Here is a 19,637-nt window from a genome sequence, read left to right on the forward strand (position 1 = left end):
CGGGTCATCGGGAGACGGGGAGGCACGCGTGGAGACGGTCTGGGAAGAACTGATCTCCCTCCACGCGCTCGGCGAGAGCGAGTTCGAGGTGCTGCCCCCGGCCGTCCACCACCGGGCCGCCGACGCGCACCCGACGGACTGGAGCAGCGAGGGGCCGGCCCTGGACGAGGCCCTGGCCCGGGACACGTTCCCGCTTCCGCTCACCGAGGATCGCGAGGGCTACTACGGTCCGCACCACTACAGCTACTGGGCCAGCGGAGCCCGCGACGCCCGGCTGCTGTTCGAGGCCGTGGACCGCCTCGGCGTCGACCTGCGCTCCTACCTCGACTTCGGGTGCGCGACCGGTCGCGTGCTGCGGCACGTCGCGCTGGACCCGCAGCGCGACGTCACGGTGCTGGGCTGCGACATCAACCGCCGCCACACCGACTGGGTGGCCAGCCACCTCCCCGCGGCCATCACCGTCTTCCAGAACCACTCCATCCCGACGCTGCCCCTGCCCGACAGCTCGCTGGACGCCATCACCGCCTACTCGGTCTTCACCCACATCGAGGCCTTCGAGACGGCGTGGCTCATGGAGCTGAGGCGCGTGCTGCGCCCCGGCGGCATCGCGTGGGTCACCATCCAGAGCGAGAAGACGTGGGCCGCCATGCGGCCCGGGTGGCCGGTGTACGACGCGTTGGCGCAGATGGCCGACTTCGAGCCCTACCTCGGCGACCGGGGCGACCTGCCTCGACCGCGGATGATCTTCCGGGCCCGCACCGACCGCTCCTACTCCTCCAACGTCTTCTACGACCGCGAGTACATCCATCGGACCTGGGGACGGATACTCTCCGTGGCCGAGGAGCACCACCGACACCCCGACCTGCAGGACGTCGTGATCCTGCGCAAGGACTGAAGCCAGTGACCACCACCGATCCCTCCTGGTCCGAGGGACTGCAGGCGTTCGTCGCGGAGGCGCCCGTGGCCCGCGCCCCGCACGTGCGGTTCCTCCGGTCGGCCGTGGAGGGTCTCGCGCCTGGTGCGCGCATCCTCGACGTCGGTGCCGGGGACGCTCCCTACCGCGAGCTCTTCGACGCCTACGACTACCTCACCAACGACTGGACCGGCACCCAGCACGTGCCGGACCGTCCCTACGACCTGGTCGCGCCTGCCCACGACCTGGGCCTGCCCGACAGCAGCGTCGACGCGGTGGTCTGCACGCAGGTGCTCGAGCACCTCCCCGAACCCTGGGTGGCGGTCGAGGAGTTCCGCCGTGTGCTCGTCCCGGGCGGCCGGGTGGTCATCACCGCCCCGCTGACGTGGTACCTCCACGAGCTGCCCCACGACTACTACCGGTTCACGTCCTACGGCCTCGCCCACCTCCTGCAGCGCGCCGGCTTCCACCGGCTCGACGTGCAGCCGATGAACGACTCCCCGGCCACGATCGCCGAGCTGCTCCGGCACCTGCGCTGGACGTTGGGCAAGGTCGGAGACGGGCGTGACGAGGCCAGGTCGATCGTCGGGGAGGTCGTCGCGAGCCTGGGGGAGGCGGTGGAGCAGCTGTCCTGGCTGGACACCGAGATGCTCATGCCGATCAGCTTTTCGGCGGTGGCGTTCGTGCCGCTGACGGACGTGGGGGGATGACCGCATGACGGGGGAAGAACAGGTCGACGTCACCGTGGTGATGACCGCACACCGGGAGGGCACGCTCGCGCACCACACGCTGCGAGCCCTGCGCCGGTGCGCCGAGCACGCCACTCGGGCAGGGCTGACCGTCCGGGTCCAGGTGGTCCTCGACGCGGCGGACGCCCGGACCTCCGCCTACCTGGCGGAGGCCGTGGGACCCGAGGGCTACTTCGCCGGTGTGTGCGAGGCCGCCCTCGAGGAGGTGGCGGTCCGCGACCCGGGCCTGGGCCGCAACGTCGGGGTCTCGCGCGCCCGCTCGCGCTTCGTCGCCGTGCTCGACGCCGACAACCTGCCGACCGCCAACTGGCTGGTGGAGGGGGTGCGTGCCCTCGAGGCCTCCGAGAGGATCGGTGTCGTCCACCCCGAGCTGCTGGTCACCTTCGGTGAGCGCTCGGAGCTGTGGCCGCAGTGGGCCGGGTCGGATCCCCGGTTCAACATCGCCAACATGTACGAGCGCAACTACTGGGACACCGTCTGCATCGCGCACCGCGAGGTGTTCGAGCGCTTCCCCTACGCAGCCACGGGCGCCACCGGCTTCGGCTACGAGGACTGGCACTTCTTCTCCCGCACCCTGGCTGCGGAGGTGGCGCACCTCGTCGCACCGGGGACGGCGTACTTCTACCGCATCAAGCCCGGGGACTCGGTCAACTCCGCGCACTTCTCCCGGGGCAGCGTGCTTCCGCCGACCGAGCTGCTCACCGACGCCGCGCTGGCGTCCCGGGTGGCGACGAGCCCTGCGCCCACGCGGGCCAGGCGCAGGATGGTGCGCACCCGCCAGACCCGCACCGTGCTGAGGGCCTGGCGGGCCGACGACGTGGCGCCTCCGGTCGCGCTGCCGCCGACCCTGCGCGAGCGCCTGCTCGGCCAGTGGTTCGGCAGCCCGGTCGTGCCGGACCACTACCGGCTCCTGTACGCCGACCTGGCGGCGATGAGCGACGGCGAGCTGCGGCACCACTACCGGCGGACCGGACGTCGCGAGGGACGACGGCCACGACTGGGCCGTGCCGAGGTGTCGGCCCTGGCGTCCGGAGCCTTCGACGTGCGCCACTACCGCCTCCTGCACGCCGACCTCGCCGGGTTCAGCGACACGGACGCGGTGCGCCACTTCCTGGCGCACGGACGCCGGGAGGGTCGCAGGACCATCCTCACGCCCGCCGACCTCAAGGACCTCGCCCGACTCGACGTCGAGGACTACCGGTCGGACAACCCGGACCTGGCCGGGACCGACGACGACTGGCTCGTCGCGCACTACCTGACGTTCGGGCTCCGGGAGGGTCGTCGACCGCACCTGCCCGAGGGCGAGCGGGCCGGCCGGGCCGATCTGGACCTGTCCCCGCAGCTGCTCGTCGAGTGGCGGGCGCTGCACGAGCTGGAGCCGCTCATCCCCGTCCCGACGTCCCACACCCTGCGCGCGCACTCCGTGATCGGCCCGCCCACGGACGGGACGACCACCCCCGCCAGCCGGGTGTGGTGGCACGTCATCCACGCGCTGGAGGGGTCGCACCCCCAGGCCGTCTTCTTCGCGCCCTGGTTGCGGATGGGGGGCGCCGACATCCTGGTGGCCCGCTACGCGGAGACCGTCGCGCAGCTGCGACCGGACTGGGACGTCGTGGTCATCACCACCCACGGCGCGTCCACGACCCAGCACTGGGTCCCGGACGGCGTACGGCTCATCGAGCTGCCCGAGATCGACGGCTACGAGCAGCTCACCGCCCGCCAGAGGCGAGAGCTCACGGTCAACCTGGCGGTGCAGCTCGGTCCCGAGCTGATCCACGTCATCAACTCCCCCGAGGCCTACGACGGGTTCGAGTGGTGCTCGCCGGCGATCACGGCGGCGAGCCGCGTCCACCTGACGACCTTCGTCATCGACCGCGGACCCGACGGCGACATCTTCAGCCACCTCGCCAAGCGGCGCGCGGGCTACCTCGACGACGCGGAGGGGGTGATCGTCGACAACCACGCCCTCGTGGACCAGCTCGTGGAGCTCTACCGGTTCCCGCGGGAGAAGTTCCACGTGCACCACCAGGCCGTCGAGCTCCCTCCGCGACGCGAGCCCCGGCACCGCGAGCCGGGTGACGCCATCTCGGTCCTGTGGGCGGCGCGCTTCGACCGCCAGAAGCGGCTCGACGTGCTGGCCGACGTCGTGGAGGCCGCGGCCGCCGAGGGGCTGCCGGTCGAGTGGCACGTCTTCGGGACGGCGGTGATCGACTCACCGGGCGACACCGCGGAGGTCACGACACGCCTCCAGCGGGCGGGTGCCCTCCTGCACGGCACCTACTCCGCCCAGAACCCGCTCGACTACGCGGCGTACGACGCCTTCCTGCTCACCTCGGAGTCGGAGGGGATCCCGCTGACCCTGCTCGACGTCATGGCGGCCCGCCTGCCGGTGGTGGCCTCGGCGGTGGGTGGTGTCCCGGAGCTCATCGACTCGGGGACCGGCTTCCCGGTCGCCGACCACGAGGACGTGGAGGCCTACCTCAAGGCGCTCCGTGAGCTCGTGGAGTCGCCCGGCGAGGGGTGGGCCAGGGCCGAGGCGGGCTACGAGCGGCTCGAGGCCGACTACTCCTGGGAGGCGTTCAAGACCCGGGCCCTCGAGACGCCGGGCTACCTCACCGCCCGCGCGACGTGAGCCGACGCTGCCGCTAGCGGGGGGCGTCGTCCGCCTCGTCCCCCGCCGGCGTCAGGTAGCCGGGGGTGTGGCGCACCCGGTCCTGGAACGCGCGCCAGGAGAACTCGTGGGCCACGTGCTCGGCGGCGGCACGCCCGCGGCGCTGCGCCTCGGCCGGGTCCGCCAGGACGGCCTGCACGGCGCGCACGTAGTCCTCGATGGCGTCGAAGCGTGGGACCGGGTAGCCGGTCCGCTCGTCGATGACCTCGGGGATTCCGCCCACGGCCGGCGCGACGATCGGGATGCCCGACGACGCGGCGTCGAGGAGGAGCAGCGGGATGCCCTCCCGCTCGCTGGTCAGCAGGAACATCGAGTAGTGCTCGAGCGGCAGTGAGCGGAAGCCGCCCGAGAAGGGTGGGTGGCGCACCGCCCCGGCGCGAGCGAGCCGGTCCAGGTGGAGATCCACGTCGTCGTCGGGGATCACCTGCTCGCCGTGGAAGTGGATCTCGACGCGCGTCCCGGCCGCGGCCAGCGCCTCGGCGACGTCGGCGAGCACGTCGAGACGCTTCTGACGGTCGAAGCGGGCGGCCCACAGGATGCGCGGTGTGGAGGCGAGGCCCAGCCTGGTCCGGGGCGGCCGCCCGAAGCGGGCGAGCGGTGGCTCGACCGGTCCGGCCACGGCCTGGTGGTGCACCAGGAACGTGGTCCGGTCGACGCGGTAGAGCTCGTGGAGGTGGTCCACGATGCCCTGGTGGTCGACGATCACCCCGGTCACGTGGTCGAGGAAGTCCGGCCTCCGCCGCAGCAGCGGTGAGCCCAGCTCGCCCTCGACGCTGCGCTCGATGACGAAGGTGGACAAGAAGACACTCGTGGACCCCGCGAGCACCCGACCGTACGCCTCGACGGTGTCGAAGCCCAGCGGGGAGTTGATGACGTGCATCATCCCCGGCGCGAACTGCACCACCAGCGTGGCCAGGAGGTGCTCGGCCTCGGCGCGGGGGACCTGCGTGCCGAGGATCTCGCCCAGGTCGATGACGACGACGCCGTCGGGCACGTCGCCGAGGTGGGTCGAGGCGAGGGGTTCGGTCGTGAGGAGGACGATCCGGGCGTCCGGGCGCTCCTCACCGAAGACGCGGATGTAGCGCAGCAGGACCTGGTCGCCACCACCCATCCGCACCCAGGGGGCGAGGAACAGGGCATCGATGCGGTCCGGCAGGGCCGCGACCACCTCCCAGTACGCCCGGGTGGCCGGACGCGACTCCAGGTGGTGGGCGTGGCCCGTCCAGTCCGGCTCGGCCAGCAGGTCCGCGGTCGGGAACTGGATCATCGGCTCGAGGTCGTGGACCGCGGACCACTCCTGCACCAGCCACGTCGGCACCTCGAGGGTGCTCTCGAACTCCTCGATGGCGTCCGGCCGCGCCGAACGACCCTCGCGCATGCCGTAGGCCAGGAAGTGACGCAGTCCGTCGAGGGGCGAGAGACCTTGCAGGTCGACGTACTTCGCGACGTAGTCCGAGGCCCGGAAGTCGGCCTCGGTCAGGGCGTCGACCTGCTCCTCGGTGAGGATCGCGGGGCGGCCCTCGACGCTGCCCACGTCGAGGTAGTGGGCGACCAGCTCGTCGAGGGAGCGTCCGGCCAGGTCGGCGTTGAGCAGCCGGTAGTGCGTGGCGTCGAAGGTGCCCGGGTCCAGCGCGTCCACCTCGTCGTTCCTCGTGGCGGTCGGCCACGGCACGGACTCGCGGGCCAGCTCGGCGACGTGGGCCAGCACCTCGCTCCGGACCCCCGGTCGCTCGGTGCCCGTCCGGCCCAGACAGCCCTCGGCGACGGCGCGCGAGCGCAGCAGCTCTGTGGGGGGCAGCAGGCTGCGCGAACCGATGTGTCGCTCGGCCAGCGAGCCCCGCCGCTTGGCGCGGTAGAAGAGCACCGTGTCCGCGGCCCGCACGTGGTCGATCCCGGCGCCCAGGGTGGTGCAGTTCCAGTGCCAGTCCTCGGGGCCGAGACCGGTCCCCTCGTGCGTGTTGACGTAGGGGTGCGTCTCGAACACCTCGCGCCGCGCCATGCAGAAGGCGTCCCAGTAGTTGACCGCGTAGAGCAGCTCGGGCCGGAACGTCTCGTCGGTGCTGGCCTGCACGGGCCACAGCTTCTGCCGGCCCTCGAAGATCACGACGTACGACGGGTGGACCACGACGGTCGTCGAAGCCTGCTCCACGGTGGTCGCCGCCTCGTGGATCCAGTTCTCCGAGACCAGGTTGTCCCCGTCCAGGGTGCCCACCACCGGAGCGGTCGTGGCCGCCACCCCGTCGTTGCGCGACGAGCCGAGGTCGCCGTTGTCGACCTCGAGCAGCACGCCACGGTCGACCCCGCCCAGCGTTCCCGACCCGGTCAGCGCCTCGCGGGCGAGGTCACGGGTGCGGGCGTCCCCACGGTCCAGGACGACCACGACCTCGACCGAGCGCCCCCGGGACTGGGCGTGCCGCACGGTGCGGGCCAGCGAGCGGAGCGTCGGGTGGGCGAGGGTGCCCTCCGTGTGCAGGTTGACGACGACGGCGACGTCGTGATCGGCCTCGATGGGATCCCCCTGGGTGTGCGCGGACGGACTCTCGATCATAGGGTCGCCGACCGGAGACCGGCCGGTCGCGGTCCCCCACTCCTCACCGAGGCATCCGTCGCGGGATGGTCAGCCACGAGATCGCCCCGCCCACGACGAGCAGCACCGCGCAGGCGACCATCGCCGAGCCGTACGCCTCGTCGAAGAGCACCGGGTCGGCGTACGCGTCACCGCTGAGCCCGAGCGCCACCGGGAGCGCGGCCACGGCGAGGAGCGAGCCGGCGCGCGCGATCGCGTTGTTGATGCCGCTGGCGATGCCGGCGTTGTCGTCGGGCGCGGCGGCCAGCACGGTCGCGGTGAGCGGCGCGACCATGAGCGAGAGCCCGAGGCCGAAGACGGTGATCCCGGGCAGGACGTCGCGCCAGTACGAGACGTCGACCCCCACGTCGCGGATGAGCAACGTCCCGACCGCCATCACCAGGGGCCCGACGGTCATCGGGATCCGGGGGCCGATCCGCACCCCCAGCGAGCCTCCACGGGCGGCGAGGAAGAGCATGCACAGCGTGATCGGCAAGGTGGCCACGCCGGCCTGGAGCGCGTCGTACCCGCTGACCGTCTGCAGCTGGATCACCAGGAAGAACAGCACGGCGCCCAACGCGGCGTACACGAGCAGCGTCATCGCGTTGCTGGCGCTGAAGGTGCGGTCGCGGAAGAGCGCGGGCGGCATCATCGGTGCCTTCTCCCGGCGCTCGAGGACCACGAAGGCCACCGCGGCGACCACACCGGCGGCCGCCGCCCACGGCGCCCCGCTGCCACCCCACTCGATGAGGGCGTACGTCGTCCCGCCCAGCGCCAGCGAGGCGAGCAGCGCGCCCAGGTAGTCGAACGACGTCGGCGCGTGGGGGTCGCGGGACTCCGGCACCCATCGCATGGCGATGACCACCGTGACGACGGCCAGCGGCAGGTTGACCAGGAAGATCCAGCGCCAGCTCGCGTGGTCCACCAGCAGGCCGCCCACGAACGGCCCGATCGCACCCGCGACGCCACCCAGGCCCGACCACGCCCCGATGGCCCGCGCCCGGTCGCGGGGTCCGAAGGACCCCTGGATCATCGCCAGGCTGCCGGGCGTGAGCAGCGCCCCGCCGACGCCCTGGAGGATGCGGGCGACCATCAGCACCTCGGCGGTGGGCGCCAGGCCGCACAGCAGGCTGGCCCCGGCGAACAGCACCGTGCCCAGCACGAAGATCCGGCGGCGACCGAAGCGGTCGCCGAGCGAGCCGCCGATGAGGATCAGCGACGCGAGCATCAGGAGGTAGCCGTTGTTGATCCACTGCAGCTGCGCCAGCGAGGCGTCGAGGTCCTCGCCGATCGTGCGCAGCGCGACGTTGACCGCGGAGCCGTCCAGCCAGGTCATCCCCGAGCCGAGGGTGGCGGCCGCGATGACCGCGCGACCACGCGGCGTACCCCATCCGATCGGTTCGCCACCCACGGCGAGCAGGCTAGGCCACCGGAGCGGTCCGTGTCGGCAGGCGTCAGCCGTGGGAGCAGCTCGGTGTCGGTCAGGCCACCGCCCGGGTCGGGTCGACGGGCACGAAGTCGGCCTTGTCCCGGACCCCGCAGTCGGGGCAGCACCAGTCGGTGGGCACGTCGGCCCAGGCAGTCCCGGCTGCGAAGCCCTCGTGCTCGTCGCCGGCGGCGACCTCGTAGGTGTAGGAGCACCCCGGACAGCGGGCGGCGAGCACCTCCTCGACGAGGCCGGGCGTCGCGTCCTCGCGCACCTTCTCCACGGCGGGCACTCGGGCGTCGTACCGATCCAGGTAGCGCTCGCGATGGCGCGGGCTGAGGTTGGCCCGGCTCACGTCGCCGTCGAAGTGCGCGACGACCCGGGGGTCCATCACCCGGCGCCAGAGGGGCGGGACGAGGGCCAGCACGATCATCCCGGCGTACCCGGTKGGCAGCACCGGCGACTCCTCGAAGTCCCGCAGCGCCTGGTAGCGCCGGGTCGGGTTGGCGTGGTGGTCGCTGTGGCGCTGCAGGTGGTACAGCAAAACGTTGGTGGCGATGTTGTTGGAGTTCCAGCTGTGGCTGGGCAGCACCCGCTCGTAGCGCCGGCGCTCGCCCACGCCGACCTTCTGCCGCAGCATGCCGTAGTGCTCCATGTAGTTGACGACCTCGAGCAGCGAGAAGCCGACGACCGCCTGCAGGAGGAGGTACGGCGCGATGCCGACGCCGAGCCAGGCCACGAGGCCGCCCCACAGCACGGCCGTCATGACCCAGGCGTTGAGGACGTCGTTGCCCGGACGGAACGGGTGCTGCTTCCTGCGGGCGTAGCGGCGCTTCTCCAGGCGCCACGCCGACCGCAGCGAGCCGCCGACCGTGCGCGGCCAGAACGCGTAGAAGCTCTCGCCCAACCGGCTGCTCGCCGGGTCCTCCGGGGTGGCGACCCGCACGTGGTGACCGCGGTTGTGCTCGATGTAGAAATGGCCGTACGCGACCTGGGCCAGCGCGATCTTGGACAGCCAGCGCTCGTTGGCCTCCTTCTTGTGGCCGAGCTCGTGGGCGGTGTTGATGCCGATCCCGCCGATGCAGCCGATGGAGACGGCCAGCCCGACCTTGTCCAGCGTGCCGAGTCCCCCGACGGCCGGGTGGGCGAGGAGGTAGAACACGCCGACGAACCCGGCGTACTGGATCGGCAGGAACAAGTAGGTGATCCAGCGGTAGTAGCGGTCCTTCTCCAACGCCTCGATCACGTCGTCCGGCGGGTTGGAGCGGTCCAGCCCGGCCACCAGGTCGATGGCCGGGACAATCCCGAGGATGACGATCGGGCCCAGCCAGAGCCACATCCCCCAGCCGGTGAGCTGGTTCAGGCCGACGCCGGCGAAGGCCAGGCTCGGCACCACCAGCCCGATGAGCCACAGGTGGCGCTTCCGGTCCGTCCAGCCGTCCGTGGAGCCCGGGGGGACCGTGCCGCTGAGCGAGTTGTCGAGGCTCATGGTCGTCACCTTCCGTCGGGGAACGTCGCCGTTCCGAGGTTTACAAGACCCTAGGGTTTGTAAACCTCTCTTGACAAGAGGGTGTTTTTTGTAAACTGGATAAGTCCCCGCCTGAGCGGGGACTCTGCCACTTTGTGACCGTTGCAACCGTCACACAGTGCGAGAGTCCCCGGCTGAGCGGGGACTTATCCGCACGGGGTACGCCGCCTCAACCCCAGGTGATGCCGGAGTCCCGCCAGGCGGCGTGCCAGTCGCCGGAGTCCGGGGTGACCTCGTCGCTGCGGTTCCACAGCGTCAGGAGCAGGGCCGGAGCGGACCCCCGGAGCACGGAGTCGCCGTCCGGGCCCGCGGCCGGGTCGACCCGCGTGGTGACGGGCGGGGCCGGGCCCACGTCCACGGTCCACGCGCGGTCGCCGGCGTCCGGCACCACCACGATCCGGTGCGGCTCGGGCGAGCGCAGCCGGGAGCGGGGGCGAGGCACGAAGCCGGTGAGCAGCTCGTCGATCCCGTCGAGCGCCACCTCCTCAGAGATCCACGAGACGTCGGCGGCACGAGGGAAGCGACCGAGGTACGCCGCCGCCGCGTCGACCGCGTGGATCGTCGTCTCGTGGCACTGCCGCCGCGCCCAGAACTCGCGCGGCGTCCCCGCATCGGCCAGGAACACCGGCGCCCGGAGGTCCTCGGGAGCCCGCACGAGAGCGGTGACCAGGTCGATCACGCCGTCGCCGAGCCAGTCGAGGGGGTCGGCCGCGTCGATCCCCTCCTGCTCGAGAGCATCCGGGTCGACGGCGAGGCCGCGGACCGTGGCGGTGGCCCAGCGGTGCACCATCCCCTGGTGGGCCACCAGCCTGCGGACGGTCCAGTCGGGCGTGGTCGGCACGGGGGCGCGCAGGCCGGCGCGGTCGGCGTACCGCACGAAGGCGACCATCGCCTCCCGTAGCCCCTCGAGGTGGCGCGGGACGCCGAGGCGGGGTCGTCCGGACGAGATGGTCATGCCGTCACGGTGACAGAGGACGGGACGCGTCCGCTCGTGCTTTTCCGCACGCCGACCCGCCCCCTACCGTGGGCGGCATGACCGACATCCTGCTCTTCCCGTCCGTGCTGGGCCTGCGCACCGGCGTCGCCGACACCGCCGCCCGGCTCCGTGCGTCCGGGCACCGCGTCGAGGTGGTCGACCTCCTCGACGGACGCACCTTCGACTCCTACGAACCCGCCCTGGCCCACGCCAAGCAGGTCGACGGCGACGCCCAGGAGGCCGAGGCGCTCGAGCGCTCCCGGGTGGTGGAGGGGCCGTTCATCGCCGTCGGCTTCTCCGCCGGCGGCGGCCTGGCCGAGTACGTCGCCACCCAGCGTCCCGACGACGCCCGCGGGGTCGTGGTCATGGGCAGCGCGATGCCGACGAAGTACCTCGGCGACGGGTCCGCGTCCTGGCCGTCCGGCGTACCGGTCCAGGAGCACGTCGGCGACCACGACGACTTCGACGACGGACCCGAGGTGCGCGCCGACTTCACCGCCGACGTCGAGCAGGCAGGCGTGACCCCGGAGCTCTTCACCTACCCCGACTCCGGCCACCTCTTCAACGAGCCCGGCCTGCCCGCCGAGCACAACACCGCGGCGGCCGAGGAGTTCTACGCCCGCCTGCTCGCCWTCGTGGCCGACTGACGCTGCCTCCCCGCGGCCTCGACCGGAGGGGTCAACTGGTCCGCGGCGCGGCCCTGCGGCAGGCTGACCCCATGAGCAACGACCCCTTCGGCATCGACTTCGGCGGCACGGGCATCAAGGGAGCGCCGGTCGACCTCGACACCGGCGCCTTCGCCGGCGACCGCGTCAAGATCGCCACCCCGCGCCCGGCGACGCCGAAGGCCGTGGCCGCCGTCTTCCGCGAGCTCGTCGGCAGGTTCCCCGCCTCGACGTCGCCCGTGGGCGTGACCGTGCCCGCCGTCGTACGCCACGGCATGGTCTCCTCGGCCGCCAACATCGACCGGTCCTGGATCGGCAGTGACGCCGACGCGATCTTCACCGAGGCGCTCGGTCGTGACGTGCACGTCGTCAACGACGCGGACGCGGCCGGCCTCGCCGAGGTGGAGTACGGCGCAGCACGCGGTCGCGGCGGTCTGGTCATCGTCACCACGCTGGGGACCGGCATCGGCTCGGCGCTCATCCACGACGGCGTGCTCGTCCCCAACTCCGAGCTCGGCCACCTCGAGATCGAGGGCCACGACGCCGAGTCCCGGGCGGCCAACAGCGTCCGGGAGAACGAGGACCTGTCCTACGAGAAGTGGGCCGCCCGCCTGACGACCTACTACCGCACCGTCGAGCGCCTCTTCTCCCCCGAGCTGATCGTGGTCGGCGGCGGCGTGAGCAAGAGCTTCGACAAGTTCGGCCCGCTCATCGACATCGAGACCGAGATCGTGCCGGCCACCCTGCGCAACAAGGCGGGCATCATCGGCGCCGCCCTGGTCGCCACCCGCGCCGCCGAGCACGCCTGACCCGTCAGGCCGGGGGAGGCTCGGTCACCGCGCGGAACGCGTCGAGGGCGCCGCGCAGGTAGCGCTCCACGACCGCCCGCTCGTCGTCGTCGAACGACCGGTCGAGTCGCTGCAGCGCGGTGAACATCGGCATCAGCCGCATCAGCACCTCCTCGCGCCCCGACGCGGTGACCATCACCCGTGTACGACGACGGTCCCCCGCGTGGGGCTCACGCGTCACATGGCCGTGGCTGGCGAGGCGATCGACGATGCCGGTGCCGGCGGCGGTGCTGACGTCGAGGAGGCGGGAGAGCTCGGCAGGCCCGAGYGGCTCCCGCACCAGGTGCTCGAGGGCTGACAGCTCGGTCTCGCTGAGCCCGGCCTGGCGCGCGACGGTCGGTCGCATCCGGGCCGCGGCGTCGGCGAACTCGCGCAACGCATGGAGGCTCGCCGTCTGCTCCCAGGCGTCGGCGAAGGCACTGGCCGGCGCGGCCAGGGTGGTGCTCGCGTCCTCGAGGTCCGACTCCCGCATTTTGTTTCACCTTCTTAGCGACTAAGGTTCTGAACGATTATTCCACGGCAGCCCCCACGAGGAGATCGTCCATGTCCACCCCCACCCTTCCACGCGATCGCGCCGACGAGGCCGCTCACCGGGTCTCCCCCCTCGTGGGGCGTCGTACGGCGTGGCTCGTGGCCCTCGTCCCGCTGCTGCTCGCCGTCGGCCTGATCGTTGGCCTGGGCGAGGGGACCCGCGAGCGGACCAGCCTGGACGCCCTCCCCGAGGGGTACGACAGCACCCAGGGCACCGCGCTGCGCGACGCGCTGCCCGAGGACGACGCCTCCGTCGCCGTCGTGCTGTGGACGAGCGACGACGGCGAGCTGAGCCGGGAGGTCGTGGCCGACCTGGGGACCCAGGCCGAGAAGCTGGGCGCCGTGCCCGTCGGTCCGACCGGCCCCGTCACCGTGGCCGAGGACGGCACCGCCGCCATCGCCGTGGTGCCGGTGGAGTCGACCTCCGCCACCGAGAACGCCGACCGGGTGACCGAGCTGCGCGACACCCTCGCCGCGGACCGCCCCGACGGCGTCACCAGCCAGGTGACCGGACCCGCCGCGGTCGAGGCCGACCTGGCCGCCGTCTTCCAGGGGGCCGACACCAACCTGCTGCTGGTCACCGCCGGGGTGGTGGCCCTGCTCCTCCTCATCACCTACCGCAGCCCGATCCTGTGGCTGATCCCGCTCACCGTCGTGGGAGCGGCCGACCGGCTGGCCGCCGTGCTCGCGACCCAGGTCATGGCCGTGCTCGACGTCGCCTGGGACGAGTCGACGGTCGGCATCCTCTCGGTGCTGGTCTTCGGCGCCGGCACCGACTACGCCCTGCTCCTCATCTCGCGCTACCGCGACGAGCTGAAGGCCCACGAGTCCCGCTACGTGGCCATGAGCGTCGCCGTACGCCGCACCGCCGAGGCCGTGCTCTCCAGCTCGACCACCGTGGTGCTCGGCCTGCTCACCCTGCTGCTGTCGGTCGTCCCGACGACGCGGGGGCTGGGCCTGGCCTGCGCCATCGGCGTCGTGGTCGCCGCGACCTTCGTGCTGCTCGTGCTGCCGGCGGCGCTCGTGCTGTTCGGCCGCTGGGTCTTCTGGCCGCGGGTGCCGCACGTGGGCGACCCCGCCCTGGTCGACACCGACTCGCTGTGGCACAAGGTCGGCGCCCGCGTCGCGAAGCGTCCCGCGGCGTTCGTCACCGGCACCCTGGTGCTGCTCGCGGTGATGGCGATCGGCGTCTTCCGCATCGACACCGGCCTCGACCAGGCCGACCAGTTCCTCGTGGAGCCCGAGGCCATCTCCGCCTCTGACCGCCTCGCCGAGTCCTTCCCCGCCGGGGTCTCCGACCCCGCGCAGGTCCTCACCCGCGACGACGCGGACCAGGTGCTCACGGCGGTCGAGGGCGTCGATGGCGTCGGCACCGCGATGATCAGCCAGCAGGGCAGCGGCGTCTCCCAGATCGACGCCGTGCTCGACGCCGCGCCCGGGAGCGAGGAGTCGCGGGACACGATCCACGCGATGCGCGACGCGGTCGCCTCCTTCGACGACACCCACGTCACCGGCACCGAGGCGACCGCCATCGACCAGGGCGAGAGCGCCCAGCGCGACCGGCTGCTGATCCTGCCGCTCATCCTGGTCCTGGTGCTGGGCGCCCTGCTCCTGCTGCTGCGGGCCGTCGTGGCCCCCCTGCTGCTCGTGGCGACCGTGCTGGCGACGTACGCCGCGAGCATGGGCATCTCCTGGTGGCTCTTCACCGGACCGTTGGGCTTCGAGGCCCTCGACTCGGGGGTGCCGCTGCTGGCGTTCCTGTTCCTCGTGGCGCTCGGCGTCGACTACAACATCTTCCTGGTGACCCGCGCCCGCGAGGAGGCCGCGGAGCACGGGTCGCGCCAGGGCATGCTGCGGGCGCTGACCGCGACCGGCGGCGTGATCACCAGTGCGGGGATCCTGCTGGCCGCGGTCTTCGCCGTGCTGGGCGTGCTTCCCCTGGTGGTGCTCGCCCAGCTCGGCACCGTGATCTGCATCGGCGTCCTGCTCGACACCCTGCTGGTGCGCACCGTGCTGGTGCCCGCGCTGGCGCTCACCCTCGGCGACCGCTTCTGGTGGCCGCGGACGGTCGGACCCGACAGCCCGGTCCGGGGCTGAGCCGGGCCCGACCGGCACCGTCAGGTCAGCACCGGCAGGTCAGCAGTGTCGGGTCAGCGGCGACGCTGGCCCGACACGGCGGCGTAGTAGGCGCTGGACTCCCGCTTCCAGAGCAGGAAGACGATCGAGGCGCCCAGGACGAGGTTGACCACCCCGAGCACCGTCGAGAGCACCGGCTGGGGCTGGGAGAACGAGAACAGGAACGACACCGCCGACAGTCCGAACAGGACGGTCGCCACGATGCGCGCCCACCCCTTGCCGCGACCGTTGGCCCACGCCATCCACAGCCACAGGGCGACCCCGACGAGGCCGACGAAGACGGCGAAAGCGGTGCCGATGGCCACGGCCGTGTCCACGGCGTCGGAGGTGATCGCGGTGCCCTGGTCCCGGAGCGTCTGCTCGACCTGGTCGCGGATCTGGTCGCGGAACAGGAACGTGCTCAGCAGGCTCAGCAGCGACAGGAGCGCCCCGACCCGCATCAGCAGCACGGCCGTGCGGAGCGGCGCCGGCGGCTGCGTCGGGACGGGTTGCGCGCCGTACGGCGACCCGGTCTGCTGATCGTACGGGGACTGGCCGTACGGCGACTGGCCGTAGTCCGGCTGGCCGTAGGCCTGCCCGTAGTCGGGCTGGCCGGGGCCGGGCTGGCCGGGCTGGCCGGGGCCGGGCTGGCCGTAGGCGGGCTGTCCCTGGTCCGGTCGACCGTAGGGGTCCCCGTCGGGCGTGTTGGTGCCGTCGTTGCTCATGTCGTCCTCCCGTTGACGACGGCCGGAGGGCCGCCGGTGCGGACAGACTAGTGAACGCCTCGTCCCGAGGCGGGTCAGGACTCCTTGTGGCTGATCGCGGCCGCGACCTTCTTGGCGACGTCGGGGTGGAAGACGCTGGGGATGATGAACGAGGCGTTCAGCTCCTCGTCGGTGACGACCAGGGCGATCGCCTCGGCGGCACGCAGCAGCATGTCGATGGTGACGTCCTCGGCGCGGGCGTCGAGCAGTCCGCGGAAGACGCCGGGGAAGGCCAGCACGTTGTTGATCTGGTTCGGGTAGTCCGAGCGCCCGCTGGCCACCACGGCGGCCCGCTTGCCCGCCTCGGCCGGGTCGACCTCGGGGTCGGGGTTGGCCAGCGCGAAGACGATGGCGTCGTCGGCCATGTCGTCGATCCACTCGGGCGCCAGGATGCCCGGGGCGCTCACGCCGATGAAGACGTCCGCGTCGACGAGCACCTCGTGGAGGCTGCCGGTGGCGCGTCGCGGGTTGGTGACGCCCGCGAGCTCCTGGTGGGCGGGCGAGAGGGTGGTGTCGTCGGCCGACAGGGCGCCCTCGCGGTCCACCACCACGACGTCCCCCGCGCCCGCGGCGAGCAGCAGGGTCACGATCGCGGTCCCGGCCGCGCCGGCCCCGGAGACCACGATCCGCACCTCGCCGAGCGACTTCTTGACGCAGCGCAGGGCGTTGGTGAGCGCGGCCAGCACCACGATCGCGGTGCCGTGCTGGTCGTCGTGGAAGACGGGGATGTCCAGCGACTCGCGCAGCCGGCGCTCGATCTCGAAGCAGCGCGGGGCGGCGATGTCCTCGAGGTTGATGCCGCCGAAGCCGGGCGCGATCATCTCGACGGCGCGCACGATCTCGTCGGTGTCCTGGGTGGCCAGGCAGATGGGCCAGGCGTCGATGTCGGCGAAGCGCTTGAAGAGCGCCGCCTTGCCCTCCATCACCGGCAGCGCGGCGCCGGGACCGATGTTGCCCAGTCCCAGGACGGCCGATCCGTCGGTCACCACGGCGACCGAGTTGCCCTTGATGGTGAGGCGGCGTACGTCGGCGGGGTTGTCGTGGATGGCCATGCTCACCCGGCCCACGCCGGGGGTGTAGGCCATGGACAGGTCGTCGCGGGTGCGCAGCGGCACCTTCGACTCGACCGAGATCTTGCCGCCGATGTGGAGCAGGAAGGTGCGGTCGCTGACCTTGTGGACCACGACCCCCTCGAGGGCCTCCACGGCCCGGACGAGCTCCTTGGAGTGGGCCTCGTCGGCCGCCGAGCACGTCACGTCGACGACGAGGCGGTCGTGCCGGGACTCGGTGACGTCGATCGCGGTGACGACCCCGCCACCCTCGGCGATGGTGGTCGCGACGGTGCCCACGACGCCGTGGTCGGGCGCGGTGTGCAACCGCATGGTGATCGAGTACGACGAAGCGGTGGCAGCCATGGCCTGACCCTCCCCCGACGCGGAGGTTACGGGCAAGTCACCTGCCGTTCGTGAGACGGGCGCCGGTGGGAGGAGCGCCTGTGGGACGTGTCAGAGGACCCGCTCGATGTCGGAGCTGATCTTCTCCGGCTTGGTGGTGGGGCCGAAGCGGTCGATGACGGCGCCGTCGCGGCCGATGAGGAACTTGGTGAAGTTCCACTTGATCTTGCCTCCCAGCAGCCCCGACTTCTCCTTGCGCAGCCACGCGAAGAGCGGGTGCGACTCGTCGCCGTTGACGTCCACCTTGGCGAACAGCGGGAAGTCGACGCCGAAGTTGCGTTCGCAGAACGACGCGATCTCGTCGTCGCTGCCGGGCTCCTGGCCCCCGAACTGGTCGCACGGGAAGCCGAGGACGGTGAACCCGCGCTCGCCGTACGTGTTCTGCAGCTCCTGCAGGCCCTTGTACTGCGGGGTGAAGCCGCACTGCGAGGCGGTGTTGACGACGAGCACCACCCGACCCTCGTACGTCGCGAGGTCGGTCTCGGTGCCGTCGATGCTGGTGGCCTTGAAGTCGCCCAGGGAGGTCATGCTCGTCCTTCGGAGTCGGGGGTCGATCGGATGGGTGGGAGGCTCACGCCTCGGGTGCGCCCACCTCGGACGCGGAACGGCGGCGCCGCGAGCGCCAGAGGAGTCCCAGCACCAGGAGCAGCACGGTGTCGACGACCAGCGTGGTCCACAGCCCGGCGTGACCGGGCACCTCCCCGGACGCCGTGTGCCGCGACGGGTGGCCCTCCAGGACGCGGACCGTGATCGAGCCGCTCGCCTCGGCGGCCGTCCAGGTGGCCCGGTCGACCTCGGAGGCCCAGGTGCCCCGGTCGGGGTCGACGTCCTCCGGGAAGCGGTAGCTCACCCACCAGCGCGGCTCGGCCTCCGTGCCCAGGTTGCGGGCGGCGGTGACCTCGGCGCGCACGTCCGTCCCGGCCCGGTCGACCCGCACGTCGGTCCACGTCGACAGCACGAGCGGCAGGTTGACCAGCACCACCAGGAAGACGACCACGAGGACGTTCTTGAGCCGTCGCCGATCCGCCAGCAGGGACGAGAGGGCGGACATGAGGACCAGTATCGGCACGGTGGGTTTGCGAGCGGTCGTCCGGTGGCACAAGGCAGGTGATCCACACATTCACGAGGGGACCCCATGACGCACCGATCTCGCCTGGGAGGCGTGGCGCTCGTCGCCGTGCTCGCCCTGATCCTCACCAGCTTCGCCGCCTCGCCGGCCACCGCCGCGGGCAGGCGCACCAAGGGCAAGGTGTCCTACGGCAACACCACCTGGGCGGCCGGCACCTCCGGCTACGCCATCAAGGGCAAGGCCTCCGGCCCCAAGCGCAAGGTCGCCCTGCAGGTCAAGTGGGCCGACGGCTGGCACACCATCGACAAGACGCGCACCCAGCGCAAGGGCACGTACAGGTTCAACGGCTTCTTCAACTGGTACGGCGCGCACAAGCTGCGCGTGCTGGTCCCCAAGAAGAAGCGCTTCCGTGCGAAGTCGTTCAAGGCCAAGAAGTTCACCGTGGTCGTGCCATGGACCCCGCGCGGGGCCACCTCGTCGTACCTCCCCTTCTCCGGTCAGGGCCTCACCTTCCGCTGGAACCCCTGCGAGACGATCAAGTACCGCATCAACCCCGGCCTCGGCGGCCCCGGCGCGGTGCCGATCACTCTTGAGGCGATGGAGCTGCTCGAGCGCGCCACCGGCTTCCGGTCCAAGTACGTCGGCACCACGACCGCCGTCCCCATCCGCGGCGACCGCCACCCCAAGGGCACCGACCTCGTCATCGCCTGGTCGCACCAGGACCTCGACCCGGGCCTGGTGGGCGCCGTCGGCGTCGGCGGCACCGGCCGGTCCCCGGTCGCGCAGTTCAAGAAGAGCAAGAAGCCGACCTGGCGCATCGCCAACCCCGGCGTGACCATGAACATGGCCTACGGCGCGGAGTACCCGATGACCATGGACGACCCGAACACCGAGCCCATGGGACTGGTCCTCATCCACGAGCTCGGGCACGCGTTCGGCCTCGACCACTTCGCCGACGACATCCAGATCATGCACCCGGGCAACCGGTCGCCCGCCCCGGGCGGCTACTTCTCCCACTACGAGGCCGGGGACCTGACGGGCCTCGCCTCGCTCGGCGCGTCCAAGGGCTGCCTGACCAAGTACCGCGGTCGCTACCAGCCCCGGGCCGGTGGTCCCGTCCTCACCCGCGGGATCGTCTCCCCCGGCCGTGAGGTCGTCGACCTCGTCGAGGAGCCCTGACACTCGCTCGGAGAGGAGGGGCGTCGTCCCCTCCCTCACCCCGTCCCCCACGGTGGCGGCGGACTGCACGGGATGCTCGGGTCCCGGCGCCGTCCGCCGCCACGGTGGCGGCAGGAGCACCCGAAGTCAGGGGACGATGACGATCTTGCCGCGCGTGTGACCCTCCTTGCTGAGCGCAAAGGC

General features: G+C 72.0%; 16 protein-coding genes. 7 read left to right on the forward strand and 9 right to left on the reverse strand.

Annotated features, from left to right (window positions below; translation table 11 throughout):
* Positions 1 to 28: 28 nt before the first annotated feature.
* From AC1DQF_RS05670 to AC1DQF_RS05680, 3 genes are read left to right on the forward strand one after another with little or no spacing between them, the layout of a single operon-like run.
* The gene (locus tag AC1DQF_RS05670; protein ID WP_477524234.1) at positions 29 to 895 is read left to right on the forward strand and encodes a class I SAM-dependent methyltransferase; all 867 of its coding nucleotides are present in this window, start codon (positions 29 to 31) and stop codon (positions 893 to 895) included.
* A gap of 5 nt (positions 896 to 900) precedes the next feature.
* Positions 901 to 1,623, forward strand: a complete 723-nt coding sequence (locus AC1DQF_RS05675; RefSeq protein WP_477524235.1) for a class I SAM-dependent methyltransferase — start codon at positions 901 to 903, stop codon at positions 1,621 to 1,623.
* 4 nt (positions 1,624 to 1,627) lie between these two features.
* Positions 1,628 to 4,294, forward strand: coding sequence for a glycosyltransferase (locus tag AC1DQF_RS05680; RefSeq protein WP_477524236.1), 2,667 nt, complete (start codon positions 1,628 to 1,630; stop codon positions 4,292 to 4,294).
* 13 nt (positions 4,295 to 4,307) lie between these two features.
* Here AC1DQF_RS05680 and AC1DQF_RS05685 read toward each other — a convergent pair whose 3' ends face one another.
* From AC1DQF_RS05685 to AC1DQF_RS05700, 4 genes are all read right to left on the reverse strand, one after another.
* Positions 4,308 to 6,881 (reverse strand): glycosyltransferase, encoded by a 2,574-nt coding sequence (locus tag AC1DQF_RS05685; protein WP_477524237.1) that lies wholly within the window; start codon positions 6,879 to 6,881, stop codon positions 4,308 to 4,310.
* Between the two features lie 43 nt (positions 6,882 to 6,924).
* Complete coding sequence (locus tag AC1DQF_RS05690) at positions 6,925 to 8,310, reverse strand: MFS transporter (RefSeq protein WP_477524238.1); 1,386 nt, start codon at positions 8,308 to 8,310, stop codon at positions 6,925 to 6,927.
* A 70-nt stretch (positions 8,311 to 8,380) separates the two neighbouring features.
* Positions 8,381 to 9,814, reverse strand: coding sequence for a fatty acid desaturase (locus AC1DQF_RS05695; protein ID WP_477524239.1), 1,434 nt, complete (start codon positions 9,812 to 9,814; stop codon positions 8,381 to 8,383).
* A 208-nt stretch (positions 9,815 to 10,022) separates the two neighbouring features.
* Positions 10,023 to 10,808 (reverse strand): maleylpyruvate isomerase family mycothiol-dependent enzyme, encoded by a 786-nt coding sequence (locus tag AC1DQF_RS05700; RefSeq protein ID WP_477524240.1) that lies wholly within the window; start codon positions 10,806 to 10,808, stop codon positions 10,023 to 10,025.
* Between the two features lie 77 nt (positions 10,809 to 10,885).
* Here AC1DQF_RS05700 and AC1DQF_RS05705 point away from each other — a divergent pair, with 77 nt between their 5' ends.
* Positions 10,886 to 11,476, forward strand: a complete 591-nt coding sequence (locus AC1DQF_RS05705) for a dienelactone hydrolase family protein (RefSeq protein WP_477524241.1) — start codon at positions 10,886 to 10,888, stop codon at positions 11,474 to 11,476.
* A 71-nt stretch (positions 11,477 to 11,547) separates the two neighbouring features.
* Entirely contained in the window at positions 11,548 to 12,303 is a 756-nt protein-coding gene (gene ppgK, locus AC1DQF_RS05710) for a polyphosphate--glucose phosphotransferase (protein WP_477524242.1), read from the forward strand.
* A 4-nt stretch (positions 12,304 to 12,307) separates the two neighbouring features.
* Here the strand turns inward: ppgK and AC1DQF_RS05715 are convergent, their stop codons facing one another.
* Complete coding sequence (locus AC1DQF_RS05715) at positions 12,308 to 12,814, reverse strand: MarR family winged helix-turn-helix transcriptional regulator (protein ID WP_477524243.1); 507 nt, start codon at positions 12,812 to 12,814, stop codon at positions 12,308 to 12,310.
* Positions 12,815 to 12,885: 71 nt separating this feature from the next.
* Between AC1DQF_RS05715 and AC1DQF_RS05720 the strand changes: the two genes are divergently transcribed.
* Positions 12,886 to 14,970 (forward strand): MMPL family transporter, encoded by a 2,085-nt coding sequence (locus AC1DQF_RS05720; RefSeq protein ID WP_477524244.1) that lies wholly within the window; start codon positions 12,886 to 12,888, stop codon positions 14,968 to 14,970.
* A gap of 53 nt (positions 14,971 to 15,023) precedes the next feature.
* Here the strand turns inward: AC1DQF_RS05720 and AC1DQF_RS05725 are convergent, their stop codons facing one another.
* From AC1DQF_RS05725 to AC1DQF_RS05740, 4 genes are all read right to left on the reverse strand, one after another.
* On the reverse strand, positions 15,024 to 15,713 hold the full coding sequence (locus AC1DQF_RS05725) for a hypothetical protein (protein ID WP_477524245.1): 690 nt from the start codon (positions 15,711 to 15,713) through the stop codon (positions 15,024 to 15,026).
* Between the two features lie 74 nt (positions 15,714 to 15,787).
* Positions 15,788 to 17,167, reverse strand: a complete 1,380-nt coding sequence (locus AC1DQF_RS05730; RefSeq protein ID WP_477524246.1) for an NAD-dependent malic enzyme — start codon at positions 17,165 to 17,167, stop codon at positions 15,788 to 15,790.
* Positions 17,168 to 17,257: 90 nt separating this feature from the next.
* Entirely contained in the window at positions 17,258 to 17,734 is a 477-nt protein-coding gene (locus tag AC1DQF_RS05735) for a glutathione peroxidase (protein WP_477524247.1), read from the reverse strand.
* Between the two features lie 43 nt (positions 17,735 to 17,777).
* A complete protein-coding gene (locus AC1DQF_RS05740; RefSeq protein WP_477524248.1) occupies positions 17,778 to 18,257 on the reverse strand; it encodes a hypothetical protein in 480 nt (159 codons plus the stop codon).
* Positions 18,258 to 18,341: 84 nt separating this feature from the next.
* Here AC1DQF_RS05740 and AC1DQF_RS05745 point away from each other — a divergent pair, with 84 nt between their 5' ends.
* Positions 18,342 to 19,454, forward strand: coding sequence for a hypothetical protein (locus tag AC1DQF_RS05745; protein WP_477524249.1), 1,113 nt, complete (start codon positions 18,342 to 18,344; stop codon positions 19,452 to 19,454).
* Positions 19,455 to 19,637: the final 183 nt, after the last annotated feature.

Source organism: Nocardioides sp. P4_G4, assembly GCF_056401085.1.